This window comes from Klebsiella sp. RHBSTW-00215 (assembly GCF_014103785.1).
Lineage (GTDB): Bacteria > Pseudomonadota > Gammaproteobacteria > Enterobacterales > Enterobacteriaceae > Klebsiella.
In genome coordinates this window covers 5,481,374-5,505,153 of sequence record NZ_JABXQS010000001.1, presented here as the reverse complement: position 1 = coordinate 5,505,153, position 23,780 = coordinate 5,481,374, and the positions used below count along the sequence as shown (strand labels likewise).

The following is a 23,780-nucleotide window of genomic DNA, read 5'->3' as shown; positions in this document are numbered from 1 at the left end:
TGAGATTTGGTCTGTAGCATGAGTTCGTCGTGTTTATAATCGCTCGTTGATAAATAATAATGTTATTGCATGACCTGTGCGTGCTATCAACCGAGTGGCTAATAATTCGAGATTAGACTCCCAATTGTGAGCAGAATCTCGTAAACTTGTGCCGCGAAATTGATTGCTTTGATGGATTAATCACCGATTTCTCAAAAATGGTGATTAAATTAAGAATGGAAGAAGTCCAGTGCATTGGTAGCTGTTAAGCCAAGGGCGGTAGCGTACCTGCGAGCTGGCGTTTTCTTTCAATCACATCTCATTTCATGCGACCGAAATTCCTAAAGTAGGTTCCCCACAGGTGATTATCCTCTCAACCTGTATATACTAGCGAGTTTGTCAGCAAACTAGCGTTTGCCCACTTTGGGTGAATGATAGAAAACCGCAGGTATGAAGCGCGATGGAATGGCCTTCAATAACAATTTCGCATACATTGTGTACTGCAGGTTGCTCTAAAGTTGAAAGCTGGCGATGGCCTGGGGATACAACCAGGCCTACACTTTCGTGTGGCCAGGCCAGAACCTGTAGGACAATCATACTTAAGGTTGGCGTCAGAGGGCGCTGCATCTAACAGTGTTCCCCATGTCGCGCCAGCTTGCGGAAACGGGGCTTAAAATGGATCTTGTACAATGATAAAAATTGCGCGAATCGCACTCGCATTAGGGCTGCTTACTTCTGCCTGCTCACTTGCCTATGCCTCTGGTCTGGTAATGAATGATAACGAACTCCGTAACGATCTGGCTTGGTTGTCCGATCGCGGAGTCATTCATCTCAGCCTGTCTACATGGCCTCTGAGTCAGGAAGAGATCAATCGAGCGGTCAAAAAAGCTAAACCATCCTACTCTTCTGAACAGGTTGTTCTGGCACGAATTAACCAGCGACTTTCTTCTTTGAAAGCCGATTTTCGCGTGAGCGGCTATACCTCAACGGATAAGCCTGGGACTCCGCAAGGGTTTGGTCAGAACCAGCCCGCAGATAACTCATTATCATTAGCTTTTAATAATAGCGGCGAGTGGTGGGATGTTCACCTGCAGGGTAACGTTGAAGGTGATGAGCGCATAAGCAACGGTTCGCGTTTTAATGCCAACGGCGCGTACGGTGCAGTGAAATTCTGGAACCAGTGGCTCTCATTTGGCCAGATGCCGCAATGGTGGGGGCCGGGATACGAAGGCAGCCTGATTCGCGGTGACGCCGCGCGCCCAATGACCGGCTTTTTGATGCAGCGTGCTGAACAGGCTGCACCGGAAACCTGGTGGCTGCGCTGGATTGGCCCATGGCAGTATCAGATCTCCGCCAGCCAAATGAATCAATATACCGCCGTTCCGCATACCAAGATCATTGGTGGTCGTCTGACATTTTCGCCCTTCCAGTCACTTGAGCTAGGTGCCTCGCGCATTATGCAGTGGGGAGGGGAGGGGAGACCTCAATCGTTCAGTAGTTTCTGGGATGGTTTCACTGGGCATGATAATACAGGTACAAATAATGAGCCTGGTAACCAGCTTGCTGGTTTTGACTTTAAATTTAAGATAGAGCCGACGCTAGGTTGGCCTGTTAGCTTCTATGGACAAATGGTTGGTGAAGACGAGGCTGGCTTTTTACCTTCGGCTAATACTTTCTTAGGGGGAGTTGAAGGTCACCATGGCTGGGGTAAAGATGCTGTTAACTGGTATCTTGAAGCCCATGATACGCGTTCAAATATGAGTCGCACTGATTATATTTATACCCACCATATTTATAAAGGGGGTTACTATCAGCAAGGGTATCCACTGGGAGATGCAATGGGTGGGGATGGTCAACTCTTTGCTGGCAAAGTTGAACTGGTGACAGAGAATAACCAGCGCTGGAGCGCTCGCTTGGCATATGCGAAGGTTAATCCTGAAAATCAGTCAATAAATAAAGCGTTTCCTCGCTCAGATACTTTGAAAGGTGTGCAGTTGGGGTGGAGTGGTGATGTGTATAAATCAGTACGGCTAAACACTTCACTCTGGTATACCGATGCTGATAATAGCGATAGTGATGATGTTGGTGCCAGTGCTGGAATAGAAATCCCTTTTAATTTATAGCCTTAACGCAGCTTTTGTAAATAGACTGTTGTTAGGGGATTAGAAACTTTTGGTTTACTGATGATGTGACATTATGAAGAAAAAAATTGTTAGATTTTCGGCATTGGCGTTAGCAATTGGAATTTTATCCGGTTGCACCGTGATTCCTGGACAGGGCCTAAATAGTTTACGAAAAAATGTCGTTGAATTACCTGAGAGCGACTATGACTGGGACAAATTAGTGAATGTCTATCCTATGACACCAAGCCTGGTGGATAAACTTAGACCAGACTCGATACTTGCACGCCCTAATCCTCAATTAGATAGCCTATTGAAAAATTACGAATATAGAATAGGCATTGGCGATGTTTTGATGGTTACAGTATGGGACCATCCTGAATTAACGACCCCTGCCGGGCAATATCGTAGTGCCAGCGATACTGGCAATTGGGTTAATTCAGATGGTACTATTTTTTACCCATACATCGGTAAGGTCAGTGTTGTAGGCAAGACATTAAGTCAAGTTCGCCAAGAGATTAGTAATCGCTTAACAACATATATTGAAAGCCCCCAAGTCGATGTAAGCATTGCTGCTTTCCGCTCACAAAAAGTATATGTGACAGGAGAAGTAACCAAGTCTGGTCAGCAGCCTATAACAAATATTCCTTTAACCGTTATGGATGCGATCAATACTGCTGGTGGTCTTGCTCCAGATGCAGATTGGCGAAATGTTATTTTAACCCATAATGGTAAAGATTTAAAAATATCCTTATATGCATTAATGCAGAAGGGAGATTTAACTCAAAACCATTTGTTATATCCTGGGGACATTCTTTTCGTACCTAGGAACGACGATTTGAAAGTATTTGTAATGGGTGAAGTTGGTAAACAAAGTACTTTGAAGATGGATAGAAGCGGAATGACTCTTGCTGAAGCTTTAGGCAATTCTGATGGTATATCTCAAACAATGAGCGATGCAACTGGTATTTTTGTTATTCGCCAAGTTAAAAGCAATAAAGAAGGGAAAATAGCAAATATATATCAATTAAATGCGCAAGATGCATCAGCTATGGTATTAGGCACTGAGTTTCAATTAGAACCATATGATATTGTATATGTTACTGCAGCCCCGTTAGTTAGATGGAATAGAGTTATATCACAATTGGTGCCAACAATTACTGGTGTTCATGATATGACTGAGGCTGTTCGATATATTAGAAATTGGAATTAATTATGTTCAACTCTATTCTAGTTGTCTGTACTGGCAACATATGCCGTTCTCCTTTAGGAGAACGGTACTTACGCAAAGAATTACCAACTAAGCGAATTGACTCTGCTGGCACAGGTGCCTTGGTCGATCACAATGCAGATGCTAGTGCAATAAAAGTGGCTTCTCGCTATAATCTTTCTCTTGATGGTCATAAAGGAAGGCAGTTCACAGCGAGGATGGCTCGTGAATATGAGTTAATTTTAGTAATGGAAAAAGAACATATGGAGCAAATTGGTCGTCTTGCTCCTGAAGCAAGGGGTAAAACAATGTTGTTTGGTCATTGGATCAACCATCGCGATATACCTGATCCTTATCGGAAAAGTGAAGAAGCTTTCATTTCAGTATATCAGTTGATTGAGCTTGCTGGACAGTGTTGGGCTGAAAAGCTACGTGAAAAGTAATTAGGAATATATTAATGACATCGGTAAAGAATATATCAGTAAAAAAAGATATTGATGAATTTGATTTTGGTCGATTGATCGGTGAAGTAATTGATCATCACAAATTAATTATTTCGATTACGTCTGTATGCGTTTTAATTGCATTAACGTATGCGTTATTCTCTACGCCAATTTATCAATCTGATGCATTAATTCAGATCGAGCAAAAACAGGGGAATGCAATACTTAGCAGTTTGAGTCAGGTATTACCAGACACTCAACCTGAATCAGCACCTGAAATTGCTCTTCTACAATCAAGAATGATACTAGGAAAAACAGTAGATGACCTTAACTTACAAGTTAGAGTTAAACAAAAATACTTTCCTGTATTTGGAGAGGGCCTTGCTAGACTGTTAGGTAACAAATCTGGAAACGTATCGGTGTCAGATTTAGAACTAAACTCACTTGATAATGATAGTAATGATCTAACCCTTACTTATAACGGCGATGGAAAATATACTATAGAGGGTGATGAATTCACTTTTGATGGAATAATTGGTAAATTGCTTAAAAACCAGCATTTGGCATTGAAAATTGATGATATCAAAGCTGAGGTCGGAACAGAATTCATAATTTCATATAAGACACGCTTAAAAGCTATCACTGATTTGCAAAAAGATCTTACTGTTGCGGACCAGGGTAAAGATACTGGAATGTTGGAGCTTACTTTAACAGGAGAAGAACCTGAATTAATATCTAGGATATTGGATAATATAAGCAATAATTATCTTACACAAAACATCGCACGACAAGCTGCTCAAGATGCCAAAAGCTTAGATTTTTTGAATAAACAGCTACCAATTGTAAGAAATGATTTAGATATTGCTGAGGATAAATTAAATCATTATAGAAAACAGAATGACTCAGTTGATCTATCACTTGAAGCTAAATCAGTTTTGGATCAGATTGTAAATGTCGATAACCAAATTAATGAGCTGACATTTAAAGAATCAGAAATTTCTCAACTATATACGAAAGAACATCCAACCTATAAAGCTCTTCTTGAAAAAAGAAAGACGTTGCAGGATGAGAAAACTAAACTCAATAAAAAGGTTTCTGCAATGCCTCAAACTCAGCAGGAAATCTTACGTTTGAGTCGTGATGTAGAATCTGGTCGTGCAGTCTATATGCAATTGTTAAACCGACAACAGGAATTGAGCATTGCAAAGTCAAGTGCAATTGGTAATGTCAGAATCGTTGATAAAGCAATAACATTACCAAAACCCGTTAAACCTAAAAAGACGATAATTGTAATCGGAGGGATTATCCTTGGGGTTATTTTTTCAACCTGTTTGATACTGTTACGAGTATTTCTACGAAAGGGTATAGAATCACCAGAGCAACTTGAAGAATTGGGTATTAATGTTTATGCAAGTGTACCGGTATCAGATGTATTTGCGAAGAAAAAAAATACTGGTCGTACGAAACAAGAATCCTATAGCTTTTTGGCCCTTGAAAATCCTGCCGACTTGGCTATTGAGGCAATAAGGGGATTAAGAACGAGCCTTCATTTTGCCATGATGGAGGCTCATAATAATGTACTGATGATCTCTGGCGCTAGCCCTAATGCAGGCAAGACATTCATTAGTTCTAATCTTGCTGAAATTATTGCACAAACAGGTAAAAAGGTTCTTTTCGTCGACACTGACATGAGGAAAGGGTATACACATAAACTTTTTAATGTCCCTAATACCAAAGGATTGTCAGATTATTTGTCTGGTTCTATAGAATTAAACAAGGTAGTTAAGACAATACCTCAAGCCAAGTTTGATTATATTTCTCGTGGTGCCGTACCTCCGAATCCAGCAGAATTATTGATGCATAAACGCTTTTCTGACTTTATTACGTGGGCATGTGGGATGTATGATTTAATCGTGTTGGATACACCTCCAATTCTGGCTGTTACAGATGCTGCCATAATTGGTAACTATGCGGGAACAACTCTGTTAGTGGCTCGGTTTGAAGCAAATACAGCGAAAGAAATTGAGATTAGTGTTAAACGATTTGAACAAAGTGGAGTTCATGTTAAGGGTTGTATACTGAACGGAGTAATTAAAAAAGCAAGTAGCTATTACAGTTATGGATATAGTAATTATGGATATTCGTATAAAGAAGAAGAAAAATAAATATTAAGAGTAAGCGGAATATATTATTATATACTCCGCTTCTGTGATTTTTTAATAATAAAGTTTAATGTGGTGTTATATTCAGCGTGTTATGGCTTATAAAGTTTTATTATAAAATTCTTTAAATTATAGGAAATATATGTCCATCAGTTCAGGGAAACGGTTAGCAAAAAATACCGTTTTTTTATATATCAGAATGATTTTTATGATGTTAATTACATTGTACTCATCAAGAATCGTTTTGAAAGAGCTCGGGATTATTGATTTTGGGTTGTATAATGTCATCGGCGGAGTAGTTCTATTATTTTCTTTTCTGAATGGAGCAATGACTGCGGCAACTCAGCGCTTTTTAAGTTATGAACTTGGGAAGTTAATTGATTCAAATGTTGGAGCAGTTTTTAAAGCGTGCTTACATGTTCATCTAGTGATTGCGTTAATTGTTTTTGTATTTGGTGAGTTAATTGGCTTATGGATGGTTAATTATTTGCTGAAAATTCCTCAAGGGATGTTTTATGCAGCAAATATTGTGTTTCAATTTTCTTTATTAACAGTAGTAATCAGCGTGATAAGTATACCTTATAACGCTTTAATTATTGCATTTGAGCGTATGAGTGTTTTTTCATACATATCAATACTTGATGCACTTTTAAAATTACTAGCAGCTTTTATACTTATCTTTCTCTCAGTAAATAAATTGGTTTATTATGCTGTAATGTTATTTATCTTTTCTTTAATGATCCGTTTTGTATACGCATTGTACTGTAAGTTTTTTATAGTAGAAATTAGGAGCAGTAATCAATATAGTAAGGAATTTGTTTGGGAATTGACTAGATTTGCTAGTTGGAATTTAGTCGGAAATTTAGCCGTAGTTACATATACTCAAGGGATCAATATTTTACTAAATGTCTTGTTTGGTTCACCAGTAAATGCTGCTCGAGCGCTTGCTCTGCAGGTACAAACAGCAATCATTGGTTTCAGTTCCAGTTTTCAAATGGCGATCAATCCCCAGATAACAAAAACATATTCATCAGGAAAATTAGATGAAATGCATTCTCTTATTTTCATAAGTTCAAAGTTATCATTTCTTTTGATTTTTTTATTATCATTTCCTATATTAATTGAAACGAAATTTGTGTTAGTGCTCTGGCTTGGACAACTACCTGACTATGCAACTGAATTTTGTCGTATAGCATTATTAATATCTATAGTTGAGGCAACATCGAATCCATTAATCATATCTGCGCAGGCTACTGGTAATATCAAAAAATATCAGTTGACCGTTGGTGGGGTTTTGTTATTAATAATTCCGATATCCTATGCAGTTGCGCAGATAACTTCTTCACCTATAAGTGTATTTTATGTCCAAGTTATAGTTACTATATTAGCTCAAATAATACGTCTTCTATTTGTTAGAAACATGGTATCGATATCCTTAAGAAAATATTTTATTAAAATTGTTGGGCGTGCGATTATATTTTCGGTTGTTGTGTCTATTGTGCCTTATTGTATGACCAAATTTATAGAGGATGGATGGGAAAGATTTATATATACGTCTTTAGCATTTTATTTCATTAGCTTTTTCTCTATTTATTATATTTATCTTGATAAAGATGAGAAAATTATTATTTTTAATATCATCAAACAAAAAATCCTTGCTAAAAAATAGGTAATTAATAATGTTATATCAGAAATTAAAGAAATTGAAAAATGATAACTGTATATTTGGTGATATACGGAGGCCTATACTTCCGAAAAAAGTAAATTTAATCTATTGGAAAACACGAAGTGGTAAAGATAACGTAGGGGATTTGCTTTCAAAAGTGGTATTTGATTTTATGCTTGCGGAATATAATCTTAAAAATAGTTGGTTAAATAAAACATATAGAATGACGGCAATTGGTTCAGTTATTCAAACAATACAAAGAGATACATGTATTTGGGGTAGTGGCTTATTAACAGCATCACACATTAATGAACTGAATAGAGCTGCAAAACTAGATATTAGAGCGGTCAGAGGCCCAGAAACAAAGCGGGTTCTTGAAAGGTACGGATATAGTGTTCCTGAAGTTTATGGTGACCCAGGTATATTGCTTCCTGATTTTTTTTCACCGGGAGCAAAAAAAATAAAAGATTTTGTTATAGTCCCTCATTTTACAAGAGAAAAAAATTACCAGAAATTTAGCAATGTGATATCTACTTTAACAACAGATTGGCGAGATTTTATTGAACAACTTGTAAATAGTAAACTTGTAATTAGTTCATCATTACATGGTATTATCTTAGCTGAAGCATATGGAATACCTGCTATAATGTTAAACGATATCGAATACGATAAATTTAAATATAATGATTATTATGAAAGTACAGGTAGGAAAACGTACAATATTGTTGACAATATTGAGGATGCGCTGAAACTTAATTGCGTTGAAAAAGCATCAGGTATTGATTCTCTGAAGAATGGGCTTTATTCATCATTCCCACAGAATTTATTTTCCAATTAATACCTATACGAATAATAGACCATTAAAAGGATGCTCGAGGGGTATGGAAGTATATTTATTATTATACGTGACGTTAACGTTTTTCATTTTCCTGCCAAAAAATACAGATAAATTAACATATCCACTCGCGTTTTGTATATTGTTAATAGTAGGTGCATTTCGAGGTTCAACAGTAGGTACTGATATATTGGTGTATTATAGAAATTTCGCGCCAATTACATTTAATGAAATCACATGGAACGTTTATACTCCTTTTGAACCCGGTTTTAATTTGCTGATGGCCTTTTTTAAGGAGTATATAACGAATGACTATTACGTCTTTTATAGTTTCTTGTTTGTAATTACATTTTCGTTATTGTCTTTCTTTATATATAAATGTTCAGTTAGACCTATCTACTCTTTGTTTTTGTTATATTCATTATTCTATTATTTCTCATTGTTTAATTATATGCGTCAGTATTTAGCGCTTGTATTTTGCTTGGTATACCTCTATTTATATATAGAGCGAAGATGGTTTAATTTAATATTTTATGAAGTTGCTGTTGTTTTTACAGCAATCAATATACATATATCCCTACTGACCTTTACAATATTACCGTTTATTCATCTATTTTTAACAAATAGGGTAATATCAAAAAAAATACTTGTTTTAATTTTATTGATGGCTGTTTGCTTTTTTTATTTTAAAAGTTATTTAATTAACATTCTTGTTTGGGCTACTGAGTTTCTTTCAGATCGCTATGCAAATTATATTCGATGGGGGTTATATGAAAATGCATCATATTCTTCGATTGAAATGTTAATGGTTGCAAGTTTGTGTTTGATAGTGATTCTGGTAGTAGAGGATAAAAGAAATTTATTTTTTTATATCTATTTTATTAGTGTTATTTTTAGGATTGTATTTGTTCCTATGGTACCGATGCTAGGAAGAGTCTATTTCTTATATGAAATTGTTTCATGTATTTATTTTGTAAACGTATATTATAGTTTGAATAATAGAAACATTAAATTGATATTTGGGTTAGCGTTGTTATGCTTTAGTTTGGTTTTCTTTACTAGGGGTATTATTAACAATGCTAACGATGTTATCCCCTATACTACTGCTTTTGATTAAACTCATGAATATTAAACCTTCTGTTAGCGTAATACTGCCTGTCTTTAATGGGCAAGAGTATATCAGTAATTGTGTTAGGGCATTGTTAAAACAGCGATTAATGAATTTTGAATTAATTATTATCGATGATGGCAGTACCGATCAAACAGAGGAGATTTGCAAGGGTTTTGCATTGAATGACAATAGAATAAAATTATTTCAGAAGAAAAATGGCGGAGTAAGTACGGCAAGAAATTATGGAATTGAACTAGCTACAGGTGATTATATCTGTTTCGTTGACGTTGATGATTCTGTTAATGAAAATTATTTGCAAGAATTATACGATGATAGAATTATTCTGGGTATTGATTCCTGTGGAATCGTTGTCAATAGTTTTAGTGGATACATAGGTACACGTAGTTTGCCGAGTATCATAGTCAATTCAAAAAAAAATGTTATTGATAGTTTGCTCAGCACAGATATCCTACTTTTTTCTGAGCCTTATTCCAAGTTATTTGACCGACGTATTATTATTAATAAAAATATTAGATTTCCGACAGGAATACATATGGGGGAGGATGGTATTTTTTTAGCTCAGTACTATAAATATGTTACTACGATGAATATCTCGCCTAAAATTAATTATTTTCGGAAAATCATTCCTACGTCACTATCGCATAGAATGAATTCTTTTGTATCAGAGTATGAAGCTTTTCAATTATGGAATAATTATTTAGATGATCTATTTGGTAAGGATTTATCAATTGCCTCAATAAATGATGTTAAATGGAAAATTTCAGGGAATCTCTTTTTAAGGGCTACTAGAAGTATAAAATTGGAGAAGAGTATTTATAAGCGAGTCGAAATGTTAAAAACAATAACTGATTCAGATTGGATTTTGTATGGATTATTTAAACCGCACGGCATAAAATCTAAAATTAAGAAGAAAATATTATGTAGTAAATTGTATTTATTATATTCAATATTATGCTAATAGCCTTTAAGGGATTTTTATGTGCAAGCCATTAATTTCAGTGTTAATGCCGGTTTATAATGCGTCTTTATATTTAAAAGAGGCCATCGATAGTGTATTAAACCAAAGCGAAAGTAATTTTGAACTGATATTAATTAATGATGGAAGTTCTGATAATTCTGAAGAAATAATTCTATCCTATGTCGATTCTAGGATTAGATATATAAAGAATGAAACAAACTTAGGTTTGATTAAAAGCTTAAATAAGGGCATCGAACTAGCTCGTGGAGAGTTCATTGCTCGAATGGATTCAGATGATATTTCTTTGCCTAACAGATTTAAAGAGCAACTTGAAGTATTTAGAACTTATATTGGTATTGATATTGTCAATGTTAAGACGTTATTAATTGATGATTCTGGAACAAAAATAAGTGATAATAGAAGTACAATACAAGTTGGTTTTGAAGCTATTCGATTAATCCAATGTTTCAAAAATATGATTTCTCACCCAGGGGTAATGGTCAAGACTGATCTAATGAAATCGTACCTTTATAGGGATGTTGAATCGGTTGAATATATTGAAGATTATGATATATGGCTAAGAATGTTAACTGATGGTCATATGTGTTATACTATTGAAAAAGTGCTTTTATACTATAGACTAAGTACTGATGGTATTAATAGAACCAAATCTAAAATTCAGCATGAACGTATGTTTGTTATATGCCAACAGCATCTTGTCTTTTGTGGTTTTAGCGGTATTAGTGATGCCGTTTTGTGGAATTTATTGGGCGAGAATAAATCATACTCTTCATCTATTCTTTATAGTACGTATAATGAACTGACCGCGTATAAAAAATTTATTCTAAATAAAATCCCAGTGAGCCAACAGGGCCAAGTTGATCTAGAATTTTGGATTAGATATCGAATCTTTTCCATATGTGGTCGTTTTATTAAAAAAGGAAATTATATTGAAAAAATAGGTGTTCTAATATTTCTTTTGCGAAAAATAAAATGGTTTTTAATGCCTCAATTTATTAAGAAATTGTCTTCTTCTCTTTCAGTTAAAAATAGCGTTAATTAATTCGGCGGTTTTATATGAAAAATATCGGCTTATTTACATCTGTTTATTTTAATAATATTGGTAATGCTTTTATTGACATTGGCGCGCAGGCTACCATTGAAGCTGCCTTGCCAAGCAATGCTCAATTAGTTAAAGTCAGTCAGTTTCAAAGTTTCATTAATACAATGAGTTCAGGTATGGCTTTAAGAGAATCTAAAGTTCTACGTGCTATATGGAGAAGTGTGATGAAGAATCATGCTTCAAAATTGCATGACAAAATGTATTCTGCATTATCATCTAAGAAAACTATTAATTTAATGGATTTTGTTTCATTAGATGCCTTGGTTATTCCTGGGTGTGTTCTGACTGTTCCATTTTTTAAAATTTATGAAAAAGAATTACAGCATCTAAGCGATAATGGAGTCAAAATTATTTTCTTAGGAGCTAGTGGAAACTATTACACTGATTATGAGGTTAACTATGTTAAAGCCTGTCTTCAAAGATTGAAACCGTCTGCGTTGATGTTTAGAGATCATATTGCACATTCCCATTATAAGGATTTTTCTGAAAATACATATAATGGCATGGACAATGCTTTTTTTGTTAACCGTACCTATATTCCGAAGGGAATTGCGAAAAATGATTACGTTGTATTGAATTTCGATCACCCCAAGAATGAGCAATTATCTAAAGAACTAGAAGGGAAGCATGCAAATGCTGTTAAAACAAATAATAAACCATTTCCACTTTCTTATGTTAAAAATTTATTGGTAAATAATGTTTTTGTTTCTGATAGCCCAATCGATTATCTAACTTTACTAGCTAACGCAAAAGAAGTTCATTCAGACCGAGTTCATTCATGTATACCAACATTATCTTTTGGTGGTGTTTGTCGCATTTATTCTGATAGCAAGCGCTTAGCTCTTTTTGATAATGTAAATTTGCAGGGTGTAACAAAAGAATTAACAAAAGCAACCGACTTGCATATATATCAAGATCGTCAAATTCAATATTTAAATAACATCTTTGAGAATATCTGAGGATGAGTAGATATATTCTTGTAATTGACCAGATTAGATCTGGCGGCGCTGAAAAAATTTTGCTTGATTATTACAATTATTTATTGAAAGCAGGCAATGAAGTCGCTATTTTCTCTATTAAGAAACCTGCAAAGGAAGGTTTTAATATTGATGGTCTGAGTATTGAATATTGTGATAACAAGGAGGGGGGGGGGACCCCCCGCACTCTGTATACATTATTTAAAGCAGTTTTCAAATTGAGAAATAAAATAAAACAAAATAAATCGGATATTGTTTTTTCGTTTCTTGAAAAAAGCAATGTTTTGACATATATATCGACACTGGGACTGAATGTTAAATGTATATTAACTGTTCACAATGTGTTGTCAATACAATACAATAAAGTTACTAGTAAATTAGTAAAATTTCTATTATATAAAACTCTACAGTTTGTTTATTGTAGACGAAAAAATAGTGTAGTTGCTGTATCCAAACAAGTTAAAGATGATTTGATTAGTGCATTTTCCATCACACAGGACAATGTTGATGTAATTAATAACTGTGTTGATATTGATGCAATAAAAATATTTTCGAAAAGTAAGAAGGATATTCCATCTTTTCTCAAAGAGAAGGAATTCATTTTTTCATTAGGTCGATTCAGTGAGCAGAAAGCACAACATAGATTAATTGAAGCTTATGAGTATTGTTTAAAACATTATCCTGATTTTAATGCTAACCTGGTTATTATGGGAGAAGGAGAGAAGGAAAGAGAGTTAAGACAAAAAATTAGTAGTTTAAATATCCAGGATACAGTTTTCTTTTTACCATTTAACAGCAACCCATATCCATATTTCGCGGAAGCCTCTCTTTTTTGCTTATCAAGTCTATATGAAGGATTTCCAATAGTAATAGCTGAAGCATGTGCTCTTAATATTCCTTTTGTCGGTACAGAGAAAGCTATACCTGAGGAGATTTTTTCTGAAAAATCATCATGGTCAAAATTTATTGCACTTGAGCACTCTGATGCTTTAGTTGCAGATTTGGCATTTCTACTTTATAACGGCTTATATAATAAAAAATACCGTGCTTACTTTTATGAGCAAACTAAGAGGTGGAGGGAATCTAATAATCTCAAAACCCAATTTGATTTATATGACGGTTTAAAAAAATGAAAGAAATTGTAAATAAAATTGTAAATACTTCGGAAAAAGGGATTGTTGATATATTATATTCAGGGAGGGGGGTGTATAGTTTTTTAAATCCGGTATCTTATCTTATTGCAAGGGATAATTATTGTGTTTATAAAAATTTAGACGGTATTTTTTCTGACGGTTCTTTGTTGGTAAAATTCATTAATTTTTTTTATTCAAAGTCAATTAACAGATGTAGTTTTGATATGACATCATGTGCACCAGTTGTTTTTAATTTTTCTCTAAAAGAAAATAAACGTGTTTTTCTAATTGGTTCAGAATCTGATCTCATAAAAATTTCATATCAAAAAATTATTCAGTCTTACCCTTCAATTAACATCGTTGGTTATAGAGATGGTTTTTTTACAAATGATGCTGAGATATTAAGCTCAGTTTTAAAAATTATTGATCTCAAAACAGATATAGTAATTGTTGGTATGGGAGCGCCTCGGCAAGAAAAGTTTTTGTTAAAGCTTAAAGAGAATGGTTATGACCGACTCGCCTTTACCTGCGGAGGTTTCATTCATCAGTTAGCTTTAGGTGATGCAAATTATTATCCTGCATTAGTAAATAGACTAAATATACGTTTTCTGTATCGTATGCTAAAAGAACCTCATACGAGAAAACGATATATTATCGCAGGACTAAAATTCCCACTATACTTTCTTTTGGATAAATTTCGGCATTAGTAATCTTGTAAATGATGACGTATTTATATTTAGGAGGCAGGGTGTTTTATGTTAAAAAAAATTCCGCAGTTAGTGATTTTTTGTGGATTGTTTTTACATTCTGTTAGTGTTTCGGCAGAAAGTGAACGTTTTATTCTTAATAGTGTGGATTGGAATAAAACAGATCAACTTCTTTCTCTAAAGAGAGAAAGTGAAAGTTCAGATTCGGATATGCTTAAGAAGTACACTCGATTAGCCGCAGCAAAAGCAAATCTCTTAAACCAAGATACTTTTAATGATTATTGGATAGTTAAATCAGATGATAGTAAAGATATATATTCATGTCGTCGATTTGGTAATATTGAATATCATAAAAATCTCTTGCTATTTAAAACATTGAGTGAACACTCTTGTAAATTAAATCGCGCATGGTCTACTGGATATATAGAGTCTAAAGATTTTATCCACTACGGATATATTGAATCATCTATTAAAATTACTAATGCTTCAGGGATAAATAATGCTTTTTGGCTCATGTCCTCAAACGATATTGAGGTTGATATTGCTGAAGTGCATTATCCTAATAATATTCATATTACAATCCATGATTGGCGTGGAAATGCGCATAAAGCTTTTGGATATAACATTTATCTTTCCAAAAATTTAAGCTCTGATTTTAATCGGTATGCAGTTCTTTGGCTTCCGGAAAAAATGATTTTTTCGGTTAATGATAGTATTGTTGGTACATTTGATACTTCATCACTGGTTATTGACAAATCTAAAATACGTTTATCTACTGCTTTGACGCCTTTTGCCGGTAAAACATCTAGAAATCCAGCTGGTAAAGATATGGCCGTTAAATATGTAAAATTTGTTGCGCTACAGAAATAATATTCCAGTGTAGAAAGATATCAAGTTTTAGGAGCACCTTAGTTATGCAGCCTTTTGAACACAGAACGAATTATAATTCGAATGCATCATTAATTTCTATGGTTCAGCGGTTTTCAGATATATCTATAATTTTTATAGGTTTGTTTCTAACTTTTTCAATATATGACTTGAGTTTCGATTACATTCCATGGCTGTATTTTCTTACATCCTTGGTAATATTCCAAATGATCGGTGGTATATCTGATTTTTATCGTTCATGGCGTGGTGTTAAATTGGTTTCCGAATTAAAGCTAATCTTAAAGAATTGGACGTTAGGTTTGCTGATTTGTTTTGCTTTATTTTCTTTTTTTGATTTTGTCGTGGAATTTCAAAAAAATAGTGCTGTATTTTTGTTATGGTATGTGATTGTATGTTTCGGCTTTATTTTGTGTCGAAGCTTTATCCGTCTGTTTTTAGGGGGGATGCGTAAGTTAGGGTATAATACTCGTAGTGTTGCTGTCGTTGGTGAATTGCCAGCCGGCATAAATTTATTGAAAGGTTTTATGTCCGAACCATGGATGGGCTTTAATGTTAAAGGTATATATTCTGATAAGCGTATTTTTAATGCAGATGTTCCGTACGCTGGAGATTTTTCTAATCTTATAGCTGATGCAAAAAATGGTGTATTAGATCGTATCTATATTGCAATGAGTATGAAAGACGAATCCCAATTGAGAGATATTGTTATTCAGTTGACTGATACCACCTGTTCTGTTCTTTTGATTCCTGATGTGTTTACGTTTAATATACTCCAGTCAAGAATCGAAGAGATAAATGGTGTCCCTGTTGTTCCTTTATTTGATACGCCACTAAGTGGTATTAACATGGTTTTCAAACGGATTGAGGATATTATTGTTTCATCCGTGATCTTGATTTTAATATCTCCTGTTCTGGCTCTTATTGCATTAGCAGTTAAGGTTTCTTCGCCTGGTCCAATTTTATTTAGACAAATAAGATATGGTATGGACGGTAAACCCATTAAAGTTTGGAAGTTTCGTTCAATGACAGTAATGGAAAATGGTGATAATGTCATACAGGCTAAAAAAAATGATACAAGAATAACAAATGTCGGTAGAATTCTCAGAAGTACATCACTCGATGAGTTACCCCAGTTTTTTAATGTGCTTTGTGGCCAAATGTCTGTAGTTGGTCCCCGTCCTCATGCAGTTTCTCATAATGAACAATATCGACTATTGATCAAAGGATATATGTTGAGGCATAAGGTTAAACCGGGTATAACAGGTTTGGCTCAGATTAATGGATGGCGAGGTGAGACTGACACTTTAGAAAAAATGGAGAAACGTATTGAATATGACTTATTATATATTCGGGGATGGAGTATATGGTTGGACTTTAAGATTATCTTTCTGACTGTTTTTAAAGGGTTTATAAATAAATCTGCCTACTAATGGTATAAGATTTAATGTATTAATTATTGTTTTTATTATTTGGTTGTGAATAACTCATTTTACCCTATGCTCCTTACCAGCTTTACGCTAACATAATCTTCACACTTAAGTTGCGAGCATGTCGCAGTGACTACACCTGACAGGAGTATGTAATGTCCAAGCAACAGATCGGAGTTGTCGGTATGGCAGTGATGGGGCGTAACCTTGCGCTTAACATCGAAAGCCGTGGTTATACCGTCTCCGTTTTCAACCGCTCCCGTGAAAAGACCGAAGAAGTGATTGCCGAGAATCCAGGCAAGAAACTGGTCCCACATTATACAGTGCAAGAGTTTGTGGAATCGCTCGAAACTCCTCGCCGTATCCTGTTAATGGTGAAAGCTGGAGCAGGCACTGATAGTGCCATCGACTCCCTGAAGCCATACCTGGACAAAGGGGACATCATCATTGATGGTGGCAATACCTTCTTTCAGGATACCATTCGTCGTAATCGTGAGCTGTCAGCAGAAGGCTTTAACTTTATCGGCACTGGTGTGTCCGGCGGGGAAGAGGGCGCTCTGAAAGGTCCTTCTATTATGCCTGGTGGGCAGAAAGAAGCTTACGAGCTGGTTGCTCCAATTCTTAAGCAGATTGCTGCTGTCGCAGAAGATGGTGAGCCGTGCGTAACCTATATTGGTGCGGATGGTGCTGGTCATTATGTCAAAATGGTGCACAACGGTATTGAATACGGCGATATGCAGCTTATTGCTGAAGCCTACTCTTTACTGAAAGATGGACTTGCACTTTCTAACGAAGAATTGGCACATACCTTCACCGAGTGGAATGAAGGTGAGCTGAGCAGCTATCTAATAGACATCACTAAGAACATCTTCACCAAAAAAGATGAAGAAGGTAAATACCTGGTCGACGTGATTCTGGATGAAGCCGCAAACAAAGGCACTGGTAAATGGACCAGCCAGAGTTCTCTGGACCTGGGTGAACCATTATCCCTGATTACCGAATCCGTATTTGCTCGCTATATCTCTTCTTTGAAAGAGCAGCGCGTAGCAGCCTCAAAAGTCCTTACCGGGCCGCAAGCGAAGACTGCAGGAGATAAAGCAGAGTTTATCGAGAAAGTTCGTCGCGCATTGTATCTGGGTAAAATCGTCTCTTACGCGCAGGGTTTCTCACAGTTGCGCGCAGCATCTGATGAATACAATTGGGATCTGAACTACGGTGAGATCGCTAAAATCTTCCGTGCCGGTTGTATCATCCGCGCTCAGTTCCTGCAGAAGATCACTGATGCCTATGAGCAAAATGCTGGCATTGCCAACCTGCTGCTGGCACCTTACTTCAAGCAAATTGCTGATGACTACCAGCAAGCGCTTCGCGATGTAGTTGCACATGCCGTTCAGAATGGCATTCCAGTTCCGACTTTCTCTGCAGCTATCGCTTATTATGATAGTTATCGTTCCGCTGTTCTGCCTGCGAATCTGATTCAGGCACAGCGTGACTATTTCGGTGCTCATACCTATAAGCGTACCGATAAAGAAGGCATATTCCACACTGAATGGCTGGATTAATTTCCATTTAGTTAGTTCAGGTAAAATCCCGGTATTCACTCACCGGGATTTTTTATACGCATCCAAACACCTCCTATGGAGGTAGTCAGCTTCCAGAAAGCATCTCATATGCTCTGGTGTTGTCAATATCGTATTGTATGAACACCCAAGTACCGATTTCGCATCCTTAGGAACAATGTTGGCAAAGAGGTCTACAAGCAGATAAGGATCTCAAGTGAGCAGCTCGAGATAGAAGTGGTAGAGCTGAATGTTCAGGTGGACCATGTCCATTTGCTGGTGAAGATCCCGCCTCAACTTTCAATTTCGCATGTGATAGGACATCTGAAGGGAAAACGGCGTTGCGCCTGTTCAGTAAATTTCCCTATTTGGTAAAGAACAACTTATGGGGCAATCACTGTTGGGCGCGGGGTTATTTCGTGGACACCGTAGGTGTGAATGAGAAAGTATGTGAAATATCAGGAAAAGCATGAGATGGAAGAGAGCCAGCTTCCGCTAAAAGAGGTGTGAAGTGAAGGCTCTTAGAGTCTGAACTAAGTACGTCGCTCTGGGGCGCAATCAATGCCACCTGATATGCAGGTGTTTTTTTACTGATATATTCCAGACAATAACACTCCTGTAACGAGTGTGCGCTTCCTCATTAAAAATTTGCCTATTACTCTGTCGTGTGTAAGGTCTGTTCTTGACATACTTACTGCCACGGAGTAAAACCGCCACAAGTGTTGATTACCAGGGTGGCAAATATGCCGCCGTCCAGTTAACTGATTAAAGTGTGATCGAATGATAATTACTATTGCCGGTACCGGTTATGTTGGTTTGTCGAATGGCATCCTGATTGCGCAGAACCACGAGGTGGTTGCGCTGGATATCATTCAATCTAAAGTTGATATGATTAACCAAAAGATCTCCCCGATCGTCGATAAGGAGATCCAGGAATATCTGGCGGAAAAACCGTTGAATTTTCGTGCGACAACTGACAAGCATGATGCCTATCGTAATGCTGATTATGTCATTATCGCCACGCCGACTGATTACGACCCAAAAACAAATTACTTTAATACCTCAACCGTTGAAGCCGTTATTCGTGATGTCACGGAAATTAACCCTAATGCGGTAATGGTTATTAAATCAACAATTCCCGTCGGTTTTACGCGTGATATTAAAGAGCGTCTGGGGATTGATAATGTTATTTTCTCTCCAGAGTTCCTGCGTGAAGGCCGTGCGTTATACGACAACCTGCATCCATCCCGCATCGTTATTGGTGAGCGTTCAGAACGCGCAGAACGTTTTGCTAACCTCCTGAAAGAAGGGGCGATCAAACAGGACATTCCGACGCTGTTTACGGACTCTACAGAAGCTGAAGCCATTAAGTTATTTGCCAACACCTACCTGGCGCTGCGCGTAGCTTACTTCAATGAACTGGATAGCTACGCTGAGAGTCAGGGTCTGAACAGTAAGCAGATTATTGAAGGTGTGTGTCTCGATCCGCGCATTGGTAATCACTATAACAATCCATCCTTTGGCTATGGCGGCTACTGCTTACCGAAGGATGCTAAGCAACTGCTGGCAAACTATGAATCTGTGCCGAACAACATCATTGGCGCGATTGTTGATGCCAACCGCACACGCAAAGATTTTATCGCCGACTCTATCCTGGCGCGTAAGCCTAAAGTCGTTGGTGTCTATCGTCTGATAATGAAGAGTGGTTCTGATAACTTCCGTGCTTCTTCTATTCAGGGCATCATGAAGCGCATCAAGGCCAAAGGTATCCCGGTTATTATTTACGAACCGGTCATGCAGGAAGATGAGTTCTTCAATTCCCGCGTGGTTCGCGATTTCGAAGCGTTCAAACAAGAGGCTGATGTGATTGTCTCAAACCGCATGGCTGAAGAGCTGTCGGACGTTGCAGATAAAGTGTATACCCGCGATTTGTTTGGTAGTGACTAATCTCCCCTCTGACCGGTGGTTTTCGCTGCCGGTCAGAAATTTTCACCAGTCCTTTCTCCTCCCTCAGCTGTTCAGCTATTCGTCTGGCAAATCATCCCGTTTTTCTTCCCTGGCTAAACACCCAAAAAACGTGACCCCGCTTGTATTCTTCAATCGATCATCTTGTGCCAATCATTGAGGTCGGATATGTTAAATCTACCTTGTGGAGAGCTACCGTCACTGAGATGTAGATGCTGGAGATAAGCGCCGGAAGGTAAAACAGAGCCTGCTTGCAGGCTTTTGTTATTTCTGAATCCAGGGATTCTGGAAGCTGCAACTCCCAGTCGTGCGATGCACTCCCGGTTAATGTTTGCTCGGTAGGTGGGCAGGGGTCGTGGTGGGAAGCTGCGATATTAGTGGCTTATAATGCACCTGTAGTCATATACCCGTCATACTTCAAGTTGCATGTGCGTTGGCTGCGCTCGTTCACCGGAGTCACTTACCAGAGTAAGCTCATCGGGATTCACTCTCTTGCTGCCTGCCTGCAACTCGAATTATTTAGGGTATAGAGATGTATTATTGATGTCTTAATGCATAATATCGATTTCCGATACTGAATAACTTAAGGTTATCACCACTACCAATTTCCCAATGCCAGCTGATAAAGACCGTACAGCTCCCCACCGCTGGCAGTGTTTTATTCTTATATTATTATTTCCTATGCCAGCATTATAATTATATTATTTTTTCGTTTCACCACTTGCGCTTGTTAAATGTTAGTTTGGTTTTTTTCTGATCTTTGAGATAAGAAATCAGAAAGAAAACTGAAACAATCAGTAGTATGGCAGCAACGACCAAGAAAAAAATATTTTCCATGATACATACCAGATTGGGAGTAATGTTATAAGTCCATTTGCCTGAGCACTTATGATACATCTGCTAAAGTTTGCTTTAGCTTGATTAACATAACCTAAGTTTAAGAAAATTCCTATATGCTGTGAGTGGTATTTATCAGGAAAGAATATAACGCTTTTTCTATGATTTTTACTGAATCCTGAACCCGTAGTCATTATTTTTATGGATTAAAAACCTGTCTTTTACAGATTTTGTGAGATTATAGGCTGCATGAGAGGTGACAGAAGAGAGGGGGGAATATGGGGTTACGATAAAAATATTTCCAATTAGTTTATTCTTGGTTGACTTTGGCAAGATTTAGTCGGTTTTATGAACATTGCACATAAGTCGAGTCCGATCAGTGAGACTAACTAAACAAGGCCTTTGAATGACGTTTCCCCCCGGCGTAAAAAAGCCGCAATGTAGACACTGCGGCTTATCGTTTGCTATCTACGGATATTACGCTTTGTAATATGCCTTATACCAATCAACGAAATTCTTCACTCCCTGTCTGACCGTTGTCTGCGGTCTGAATCCAACCATGTCATACAGCGGTTTGGTGTCGGCACTGGTTTCCAGTACATCTCCGGGTTGAATCGGCATCATATTCTTCTCAGCCTTCATCCCTAAAGCCTCTTCCAGCGCAGTGATGTAATCCATTAGCTCAACGGGTGAACTATTACCGATGTTATAAACACGATACGGGGCTGAGCTGTCCGCTGGCGAACCCGTCTCAACCGTCCACTCAGGATTGGGTTGTGGAATGATATCCTGCATGCGCACTATCGCCTCGACGATATCGTCAATATAGGTGAAGTCGCGCTTCATTTTCCCATAGTTGTATACATCAATACTCTTCCCTTCCAGCATAGCCTTCGTGAACTTGAACAGCGCCATGTCCGGCCGACCCCATGGGCCGTAAACGGTAAAGAATCGCAGTCCGGTTGTTGGGATCCCGTAAAGGTGAGAGTAGGTATGCGCCATCAGTTCGTTTGCTTTCTTGGTGGCCGCATACAGTGAAACCGGGTGATCAACCGAATCGTCGGTTGAGAATGGCATCTTGCGGTTTAAACCATAGACCGAGCTGGATGAGGCATATAACAGATGTTCGACTTTGTTATGTCGGCAACCTTCCAGTATGTTCAGATAACCAATCAGGTTGGAATCAGCGTAAGCGAACGGGTTTTCCAGGGAATAACGCACGCCAGCCTGGGCGGCGAGATGGATCACTCGATTAAACTTCTCACTAGCGAAAAGTTGAGCCATACCTTCACGATCGGCCAGATCAATTTTGTGAAAACTGAACAGGGGAGATTGCAGTAAGTCCAGGCGAGACTGTTTAAGATTGACGTCGTAGTAGTCGTTCATATTGTCGATACCAACAACCTCATGACCCGCCTCCAGAAGGCGCTTGCACGCGTGAAAGCCGATGAATCCTGCGGCTCCAGTCACTAAAAACTTCATATTTATCCTCCGGGTTTGCTGTGCCCCGCTCAATATAATCATCGATTTTACACTGGCTTGCCGTGCGGATCACCTGCTTTCCCTGTCGCCGTGGCGCGCTGCAATCCGAGAGATGAGCGCGATATCGTCGGAATTCCTGCAAAGTATGCATCAGTTCCTCTGTAAATAAAAATCATTACCATTAAGTATGGTTAGCTTATTAATAATTTCATAATGATATATATATGATCAGAGAAGGATAACAGGCGGGGAGTTGTCAAAGGAATTGAAAAAAATTTATACCTTAAAATTGATTTTTAGTATGTATTCTCGATCATTTTTTGGTTGATCATTCAGTTTAATCAAATTAAAATTAGTGTGTTAGGTTGTTATTTCTTTTAAATCATGATGTTACATGTGATTTCATTTTTATTAAGTAAATATTTGTAACGCAATTAATTTGTTTGGTGAATTGATTATCTGCGCTTTTTTATTTTTATTCTTGCGGACCAGAGCTATAATGCGCGACGATTCATTTGTTTGGCGATCGTATTGTTCGAATGAGCGTCAATTTTATGTTTATTAGGAAATAAGACACTAAACTGAGAATGAGTTACATTATGGTGCCTTTGCAAAGGCAGGAACGCAGTGACCCGTGCAAGAGAGTTCTTGGAACTCATCGTAAAGTTACATGCTCGGGGTTTACAAGGAATGCCAGTTAAGCAATGAGCCATTTTAGAGGCAAGAATTGAGAAAATCCTGATGGTTAGAGTACCGGAAAACAGAGAGAGTGAGGCCTGACTGACTTGCTTTTCATCCGAAGAGCGCAAGTGCTAGGGGCTGCAAATCTTTTAGCGCTGTATCCTATGAGATTGAGGTCTGTAGAGCAGGGGGGGGCGGCTCAGTGATTTGATATTGCTGTAGTAAGAGTAGTTGCTACAGATTTATCTCATAACCAGAAAACGGAAGCGTTACGCAGTTTGGTTGCGACAGCCAATGGCGGTAGCGTGCTTCAATGCGAGATAGGTTGGATGGTTTTTTTATAACTAATTAAAAAATAAGACTTTTATGTTTTATGTTTTATGTTTTATGTTTTATGTTTTAGGTTTGTTGGTGTTGGAAAGCCTTCCTATACGAGAGCAAGGTCGAAAATCTAGGGGGAGACAAGTACGTTGTTGATGGCTACCTTGTTTATCGA

General features: G+C 37.4%; 18 protein-coding genes and 1 pseudogene. 17 read left to right on the top strand and 2 right to left on the bottom strand.

The genetic code is table 11. The features are described 5' to 3' along the window. Positions 1-668 precede the first annotated feature (668 nt). The 17 genes and pseudogenes from HV127_RS26295 to ugd all read left to right on the top strand — a co-directional run bounded on the left by HV127_RS26295 (position 669) and on the right by ugd (position 20,266). Positions 669-2,102: a capsule assembly Wzi family protein gene (locus HV127_RS26295; RefSeq protein ID WP_182239844.1), complete on the top strand. Its 1,434-nt coding sequence runs from the start codon at positions 669-671 to the stop codon at positions 2,100-2,102. A gap of 73 nt (positions 2,103-2,175) precedes the next feature. Further along, positions 2,176-3,312 (top strand): polysaccharide export protein, encoded by a 1,137-nt coding sequence (locus HV127_RS26290; RefSeq protein WP_142462789.1) that lies wholly within the window; start codon positions 2,176-2,178, stop codon positions 3,310-3,312. Positions 3,313-3,314: 2 nt separating this feature from the next. Continuing rightward, positions 3,315-3,752 (top strand): protein tyrosine phosphatase, encoded by a 438-nt coding sequence (locus HV127_RS26285; protein WP_142462788.1) that lies wholly within the window; start codon positions 3,315-3,317, stop codon positions 3,750-3,752. Between the two features lie 14 nt (positions 3,753-3,766). Then, positions 3,767-5,917 carry a polysaccharide biosynthesis tyrosine autokinase gene (locus HV127_RS26280; RefSeq protein ID WP_182239842.1) on the top strand — a complete coding sequence of 717 codons (2,151 nt, stop codon included), beginning with the start codon at positions 3,767-3,769 and terminating at the stop codon, positions 5,915-5,917. Positions 5,918-6,056: 139 nt separating this feature from the next. After that, complete coding sequence (locus tag HV127_RS26275) at positions 6,057-7,583, top strand: lipopolysaccharide biosynthesis protein (RefSeq protein WP_182239840.1); 1,527 nt, start codon at positions 6,057-6,059, stop codon at positions 7,581-7,583. 10 nt (positions 7,584-7,593) lie between these two features. Then, positions 7,594-8,418 carry a polysaccharide pyruvyl transferase family protein gene (locus HV127_RS26270; protein ID WP_182239838.1) on the top strand — a complete coding sequence of 275 codons (825 nt, stop codon included), beginning with the start codon at positions 7,594-7,596 and terminating at the stop codon, positions 8,416-8,418. Then, positions 8,375-9,532 (top strand): EpsG family protein, encoded by a 1,158-nt coding sequence (locus HV127_RS26265; RefSeq protein WP_345944674.1) that lies wholly within the window; start codon positions 8,375-8,377, stop codon positions 9,530-9,532. Before HV127_RS26270 ends, HV127_RS26265 begins: the two co-directional genes overlap by 44 nt. A 4-nt stretch (positions 9,533-9,536) precedes the next feature. Continuing rightward, entirely contained in the window at positions 9,537-10,505 is a 969-nt protein-coding gene (locus HV127_RS26260; protein WP_182239835.1) for a glycosyltransferase family 2 protein, read from the top strand. 19 nt (positions 10,506-10,524) lie between these two features. Beyond that, a complete protein-coding gene (locus HV127_RS26255) occupies positions 10,525-11,568 on the top strand; it encodes a glycosyltransferase (RefSeq protein WP_142462782.1) in 1,044 nt (347 codons plus the stop codon). 14 nt (positions 11,569-11,582) lie between these two features. After that, the gene (locus HV127_RS26250) at positions 11,583-12,587 is read left to right on the top strand and encodes a hypothetical protein (RefSeq protein ID WP_142462781.1); all 1,005 of its coding nucleotides are present in this window, start codon (positions 11,583-11,585) and stop codon (positions 12,585-12,587) included. A 2-nt stretch (positions 12,588-12,589) separates the two neighbouring features. After that, positions 12,590-13,738 carry a glycosyltransferase gene (locus HV127_RS26245; protein WP_182239833.1) on the top strand — a complete coding sequence of 383 codons (1,149 nt, stop codon included), beginning with the start codon at positions 12,590-12,592 and terminating at the stop codon, positions 13,736-13,738. Further along, positions 13,735-14,445 (top strand): WecB/TagA/CpsF family glycosyltransferase, encoded by a 711-nt coding sequence (locus tag HV127_RS26240; protein WP_182239831.1) that lies wholly within the window; start codon positions 13,735-13,737, stop codon positions 14,443-14,445. Before HV127_RS26245 ends, HV127_RS26240 begins: the two co-directional genes overlap by 4 nt. Positions 14,446-14,493: 48 nt before the next feature. After that, the gene (locus tag HV127_RS26235) at positions 14,494-15,315 is read left to right on the top strand and encodes a glycoside hydrolase family 16 protein (protein WP_182239829.1); all 822 of its coding nucleotides are present in this window, start codon (positions 14,494-14,496) and stop codon (positions 15,313-15,315) included. A gap of 44 nt (positions 15,316-15,359) precedes the next feature. Then, complete coding sequence (gene wcaJ, locus HV127_RS26230; protein WP_182239827.1) at positions 15,360-16,763, top strand: undecaprenyl-phosphate glucose phosphotransferase; 1,404 nt, start codon at positions 15,360-15,362, stop codon at positions 16,761-16,763. 152 nt (positions 16,764-16,915) lie between these two features. Continuing rightward, the gene (gndA, locus tag HV127_RS26225) at positions 16,916-18,322 is read left to right on the top strand and encodes an NADP-dependent phosphogluconate dehydrogenase (RefSeq protein WP_182239825.1); all 1,407 of its coding nucleotides are present in this window, start codon (positions 16,916-16,918) and stop codon (positions 18,320-18,322) included. Positions 18,323-18,397: 75 nt separating this feature from the next. Next, positions 18,398-18,829, top strand: a pseudogene (tnpA, locus tag HV127_RS26220) (IS200/IS605 family transposase). A 270-nt stretch (positions 18,830-19,099) separates the two neighbouring features. Continuing rightward, positions 19,100-20,266, top strand: coding sequence for a UDP-glucose 6-dehydrogenase (gene ugd / locus HV127_RS26215; RefSeq protein ID WP_182239823.1), 1,167 nt, complete (start codon positions 19,100-19,102; stop codon positions 20,264-20,266). A 732-nt stretch (positions 20,267-20,998) separates the two neighbouring features. Here ugd and HV127_RS26210 read toward each other — a convergent pair. Together HV127_RS26210 and HV127_RS26205 are read right to left on the bottom strand one after the other, a co-directional pair. Then, the gene (locus HV127_RS26210; protein ID WP_142512903.1) at positions 20,999-21,121 is read right to left on the bottom strand and encodes a small membrane protein; all 123 of its coding nucleotides are present in this window, start codon (positions 21,119-21,121) and stop codon (positions 20,999-21,001) included. A gap of 477 nt (positions 21,122-21,598) precedes the next feature. Next, on the bottom strand, positions 21,599-22,603 hold the full coding sequence (locus tag HV127_RS26205) for an NAD-dependent epimerase (RefSeq protein WP_182207293.1): 1,005 nt from the start codon (positions 22,601-22,603) through the stop codon (positions 21,599-21,601). Positions 22,604-23,780: the final 1,177 nt, after the last annotated feature.

Excerpts from the sequence above, each read along its gene's own strand:
- HV127_RS26265 (WP_345944674.1), top strand. The coding sequence starts at position 8,375 with ATGGGCTTTATTCATCATTCCCACAGAATTTATTTTCCAATTAATACC.
- HV127_RS26210 (WP_142512903.1), bottom strand. The coding sequence starts at position 21,121 with ATGGAAAATATTTTTTTCTTGGTCGTTGCTGCCATACTACTGATTGTT.
- HV127_RS26285 (WP_142462788.1), top strand. The coding sequence starts at position 3,315 with ATGTTCAACTCTATTCTAGTTGTCTGTACTGGCAACATATGCCGTTCT.
- ugd (WP_182239823.1), top strand. The coding sequence starts at position 19,100 with ATGATAATTACTATTGCCGGTACCGGTTATGTTGGTTTGTCGAATGGC.
- HV127_RS26295 (WP_182239844.1), top strand. The coding sequence starts at position 669 with ATGATAAAAATTGCGCGAATCGCACTCGCATTAGGGCTGCTTACTTCT.
- HV127_RS26280 (WP_182239842.1), top strand. The coding sequence starts at position 3,767 with ATGACATCGGTAAAGAATATATCAGTAAAAAAAGATATTGATGAATTT.
- HV127_RS26260 (WP_182239835.1), top strand. The coding sequence starts at position 9,537 with ATGAATATTAAACCTTCTGTTAGCGTAATACTGCCTGTCTTTAATGGG.
- HV127_RS26240 (WP_182239831.1), top strand. The coding sequence starts at position 13,735 with ATGAAAGAAATTGTAAATAAAATTGTAAATACTTCGGAAAAAGGGATT.
- HV127_RS26275 (WP_182239840.1), top strand. The coding sequence starts at position 6,057 with ATGTCCATCAGTTCAGGGAAACGGTTAGCAAAAAATACCGTTTTTTTA.
- HV127_RS26290 (WP_142462789.1), top strand. The coding sequence starts at position 2,176 with ATGAAGAAAAAAATTGTTAGATTTTCGGCATTGGCGTTAGCAATTGGA.
- wcaJ (WP_182239827.1), top strand. The coding sequence starts at position 15,360 with ATGCAGCCTTTTGAACACAGAACGAATTATAATTCGAATGCATCATTA.
- gndA (WP_182239825.1), top strand. The coding sequence starts at position 16,916 with ATGTCCAAGCAACAGATCGGAGTTGTCGGTATGGCAGTGATGGGGCGT.
- HV127_RS26255 (WP_142462782.1), top strand. The coding sequence starts at position 10,525 with ATGTGCAAGCCATTAATTTCAGTGTTAATGCCGGTTTATAATGCGTCT.
- HV127_RS26205 (WP_182207293.1), bottom strand. The coding sequence starts at position 22,603 with ATGAAGTTTTTAGTGACTGGAGCCGCAGGATTCATCGGCTTTCACGCG.
- HV127_RS26245 (WP_182239833.1), top strand. The coding sequence starts at position 12,590 with ATGAGTAGATATATTCTTGTAATTGACCAGATTAGATCTGGCGGCGCT.
- HV127_RS26250 (WP_142462781.1), top strand. The coding sequence starts at position 11,583 with ATGAAAAATATCGGCTTATTTACATCTGTTTATTTTAATAATATTGGT.
- HV127_RS26270 (WP_182239838.1), top strand. The coding sequence starts at position 7,594 with ATGTTATATCAGAAATTAAAGAAATTGAAAAATGATAACTGTATATTT.
- HV127_RS26235 (WP_182239829.1), top strand. The coding sequence starts at position 14,494 with ATGTTAAAAAAAATTCCGCAGTTAGTGATTTTTTGTGGATTGTTTTTA.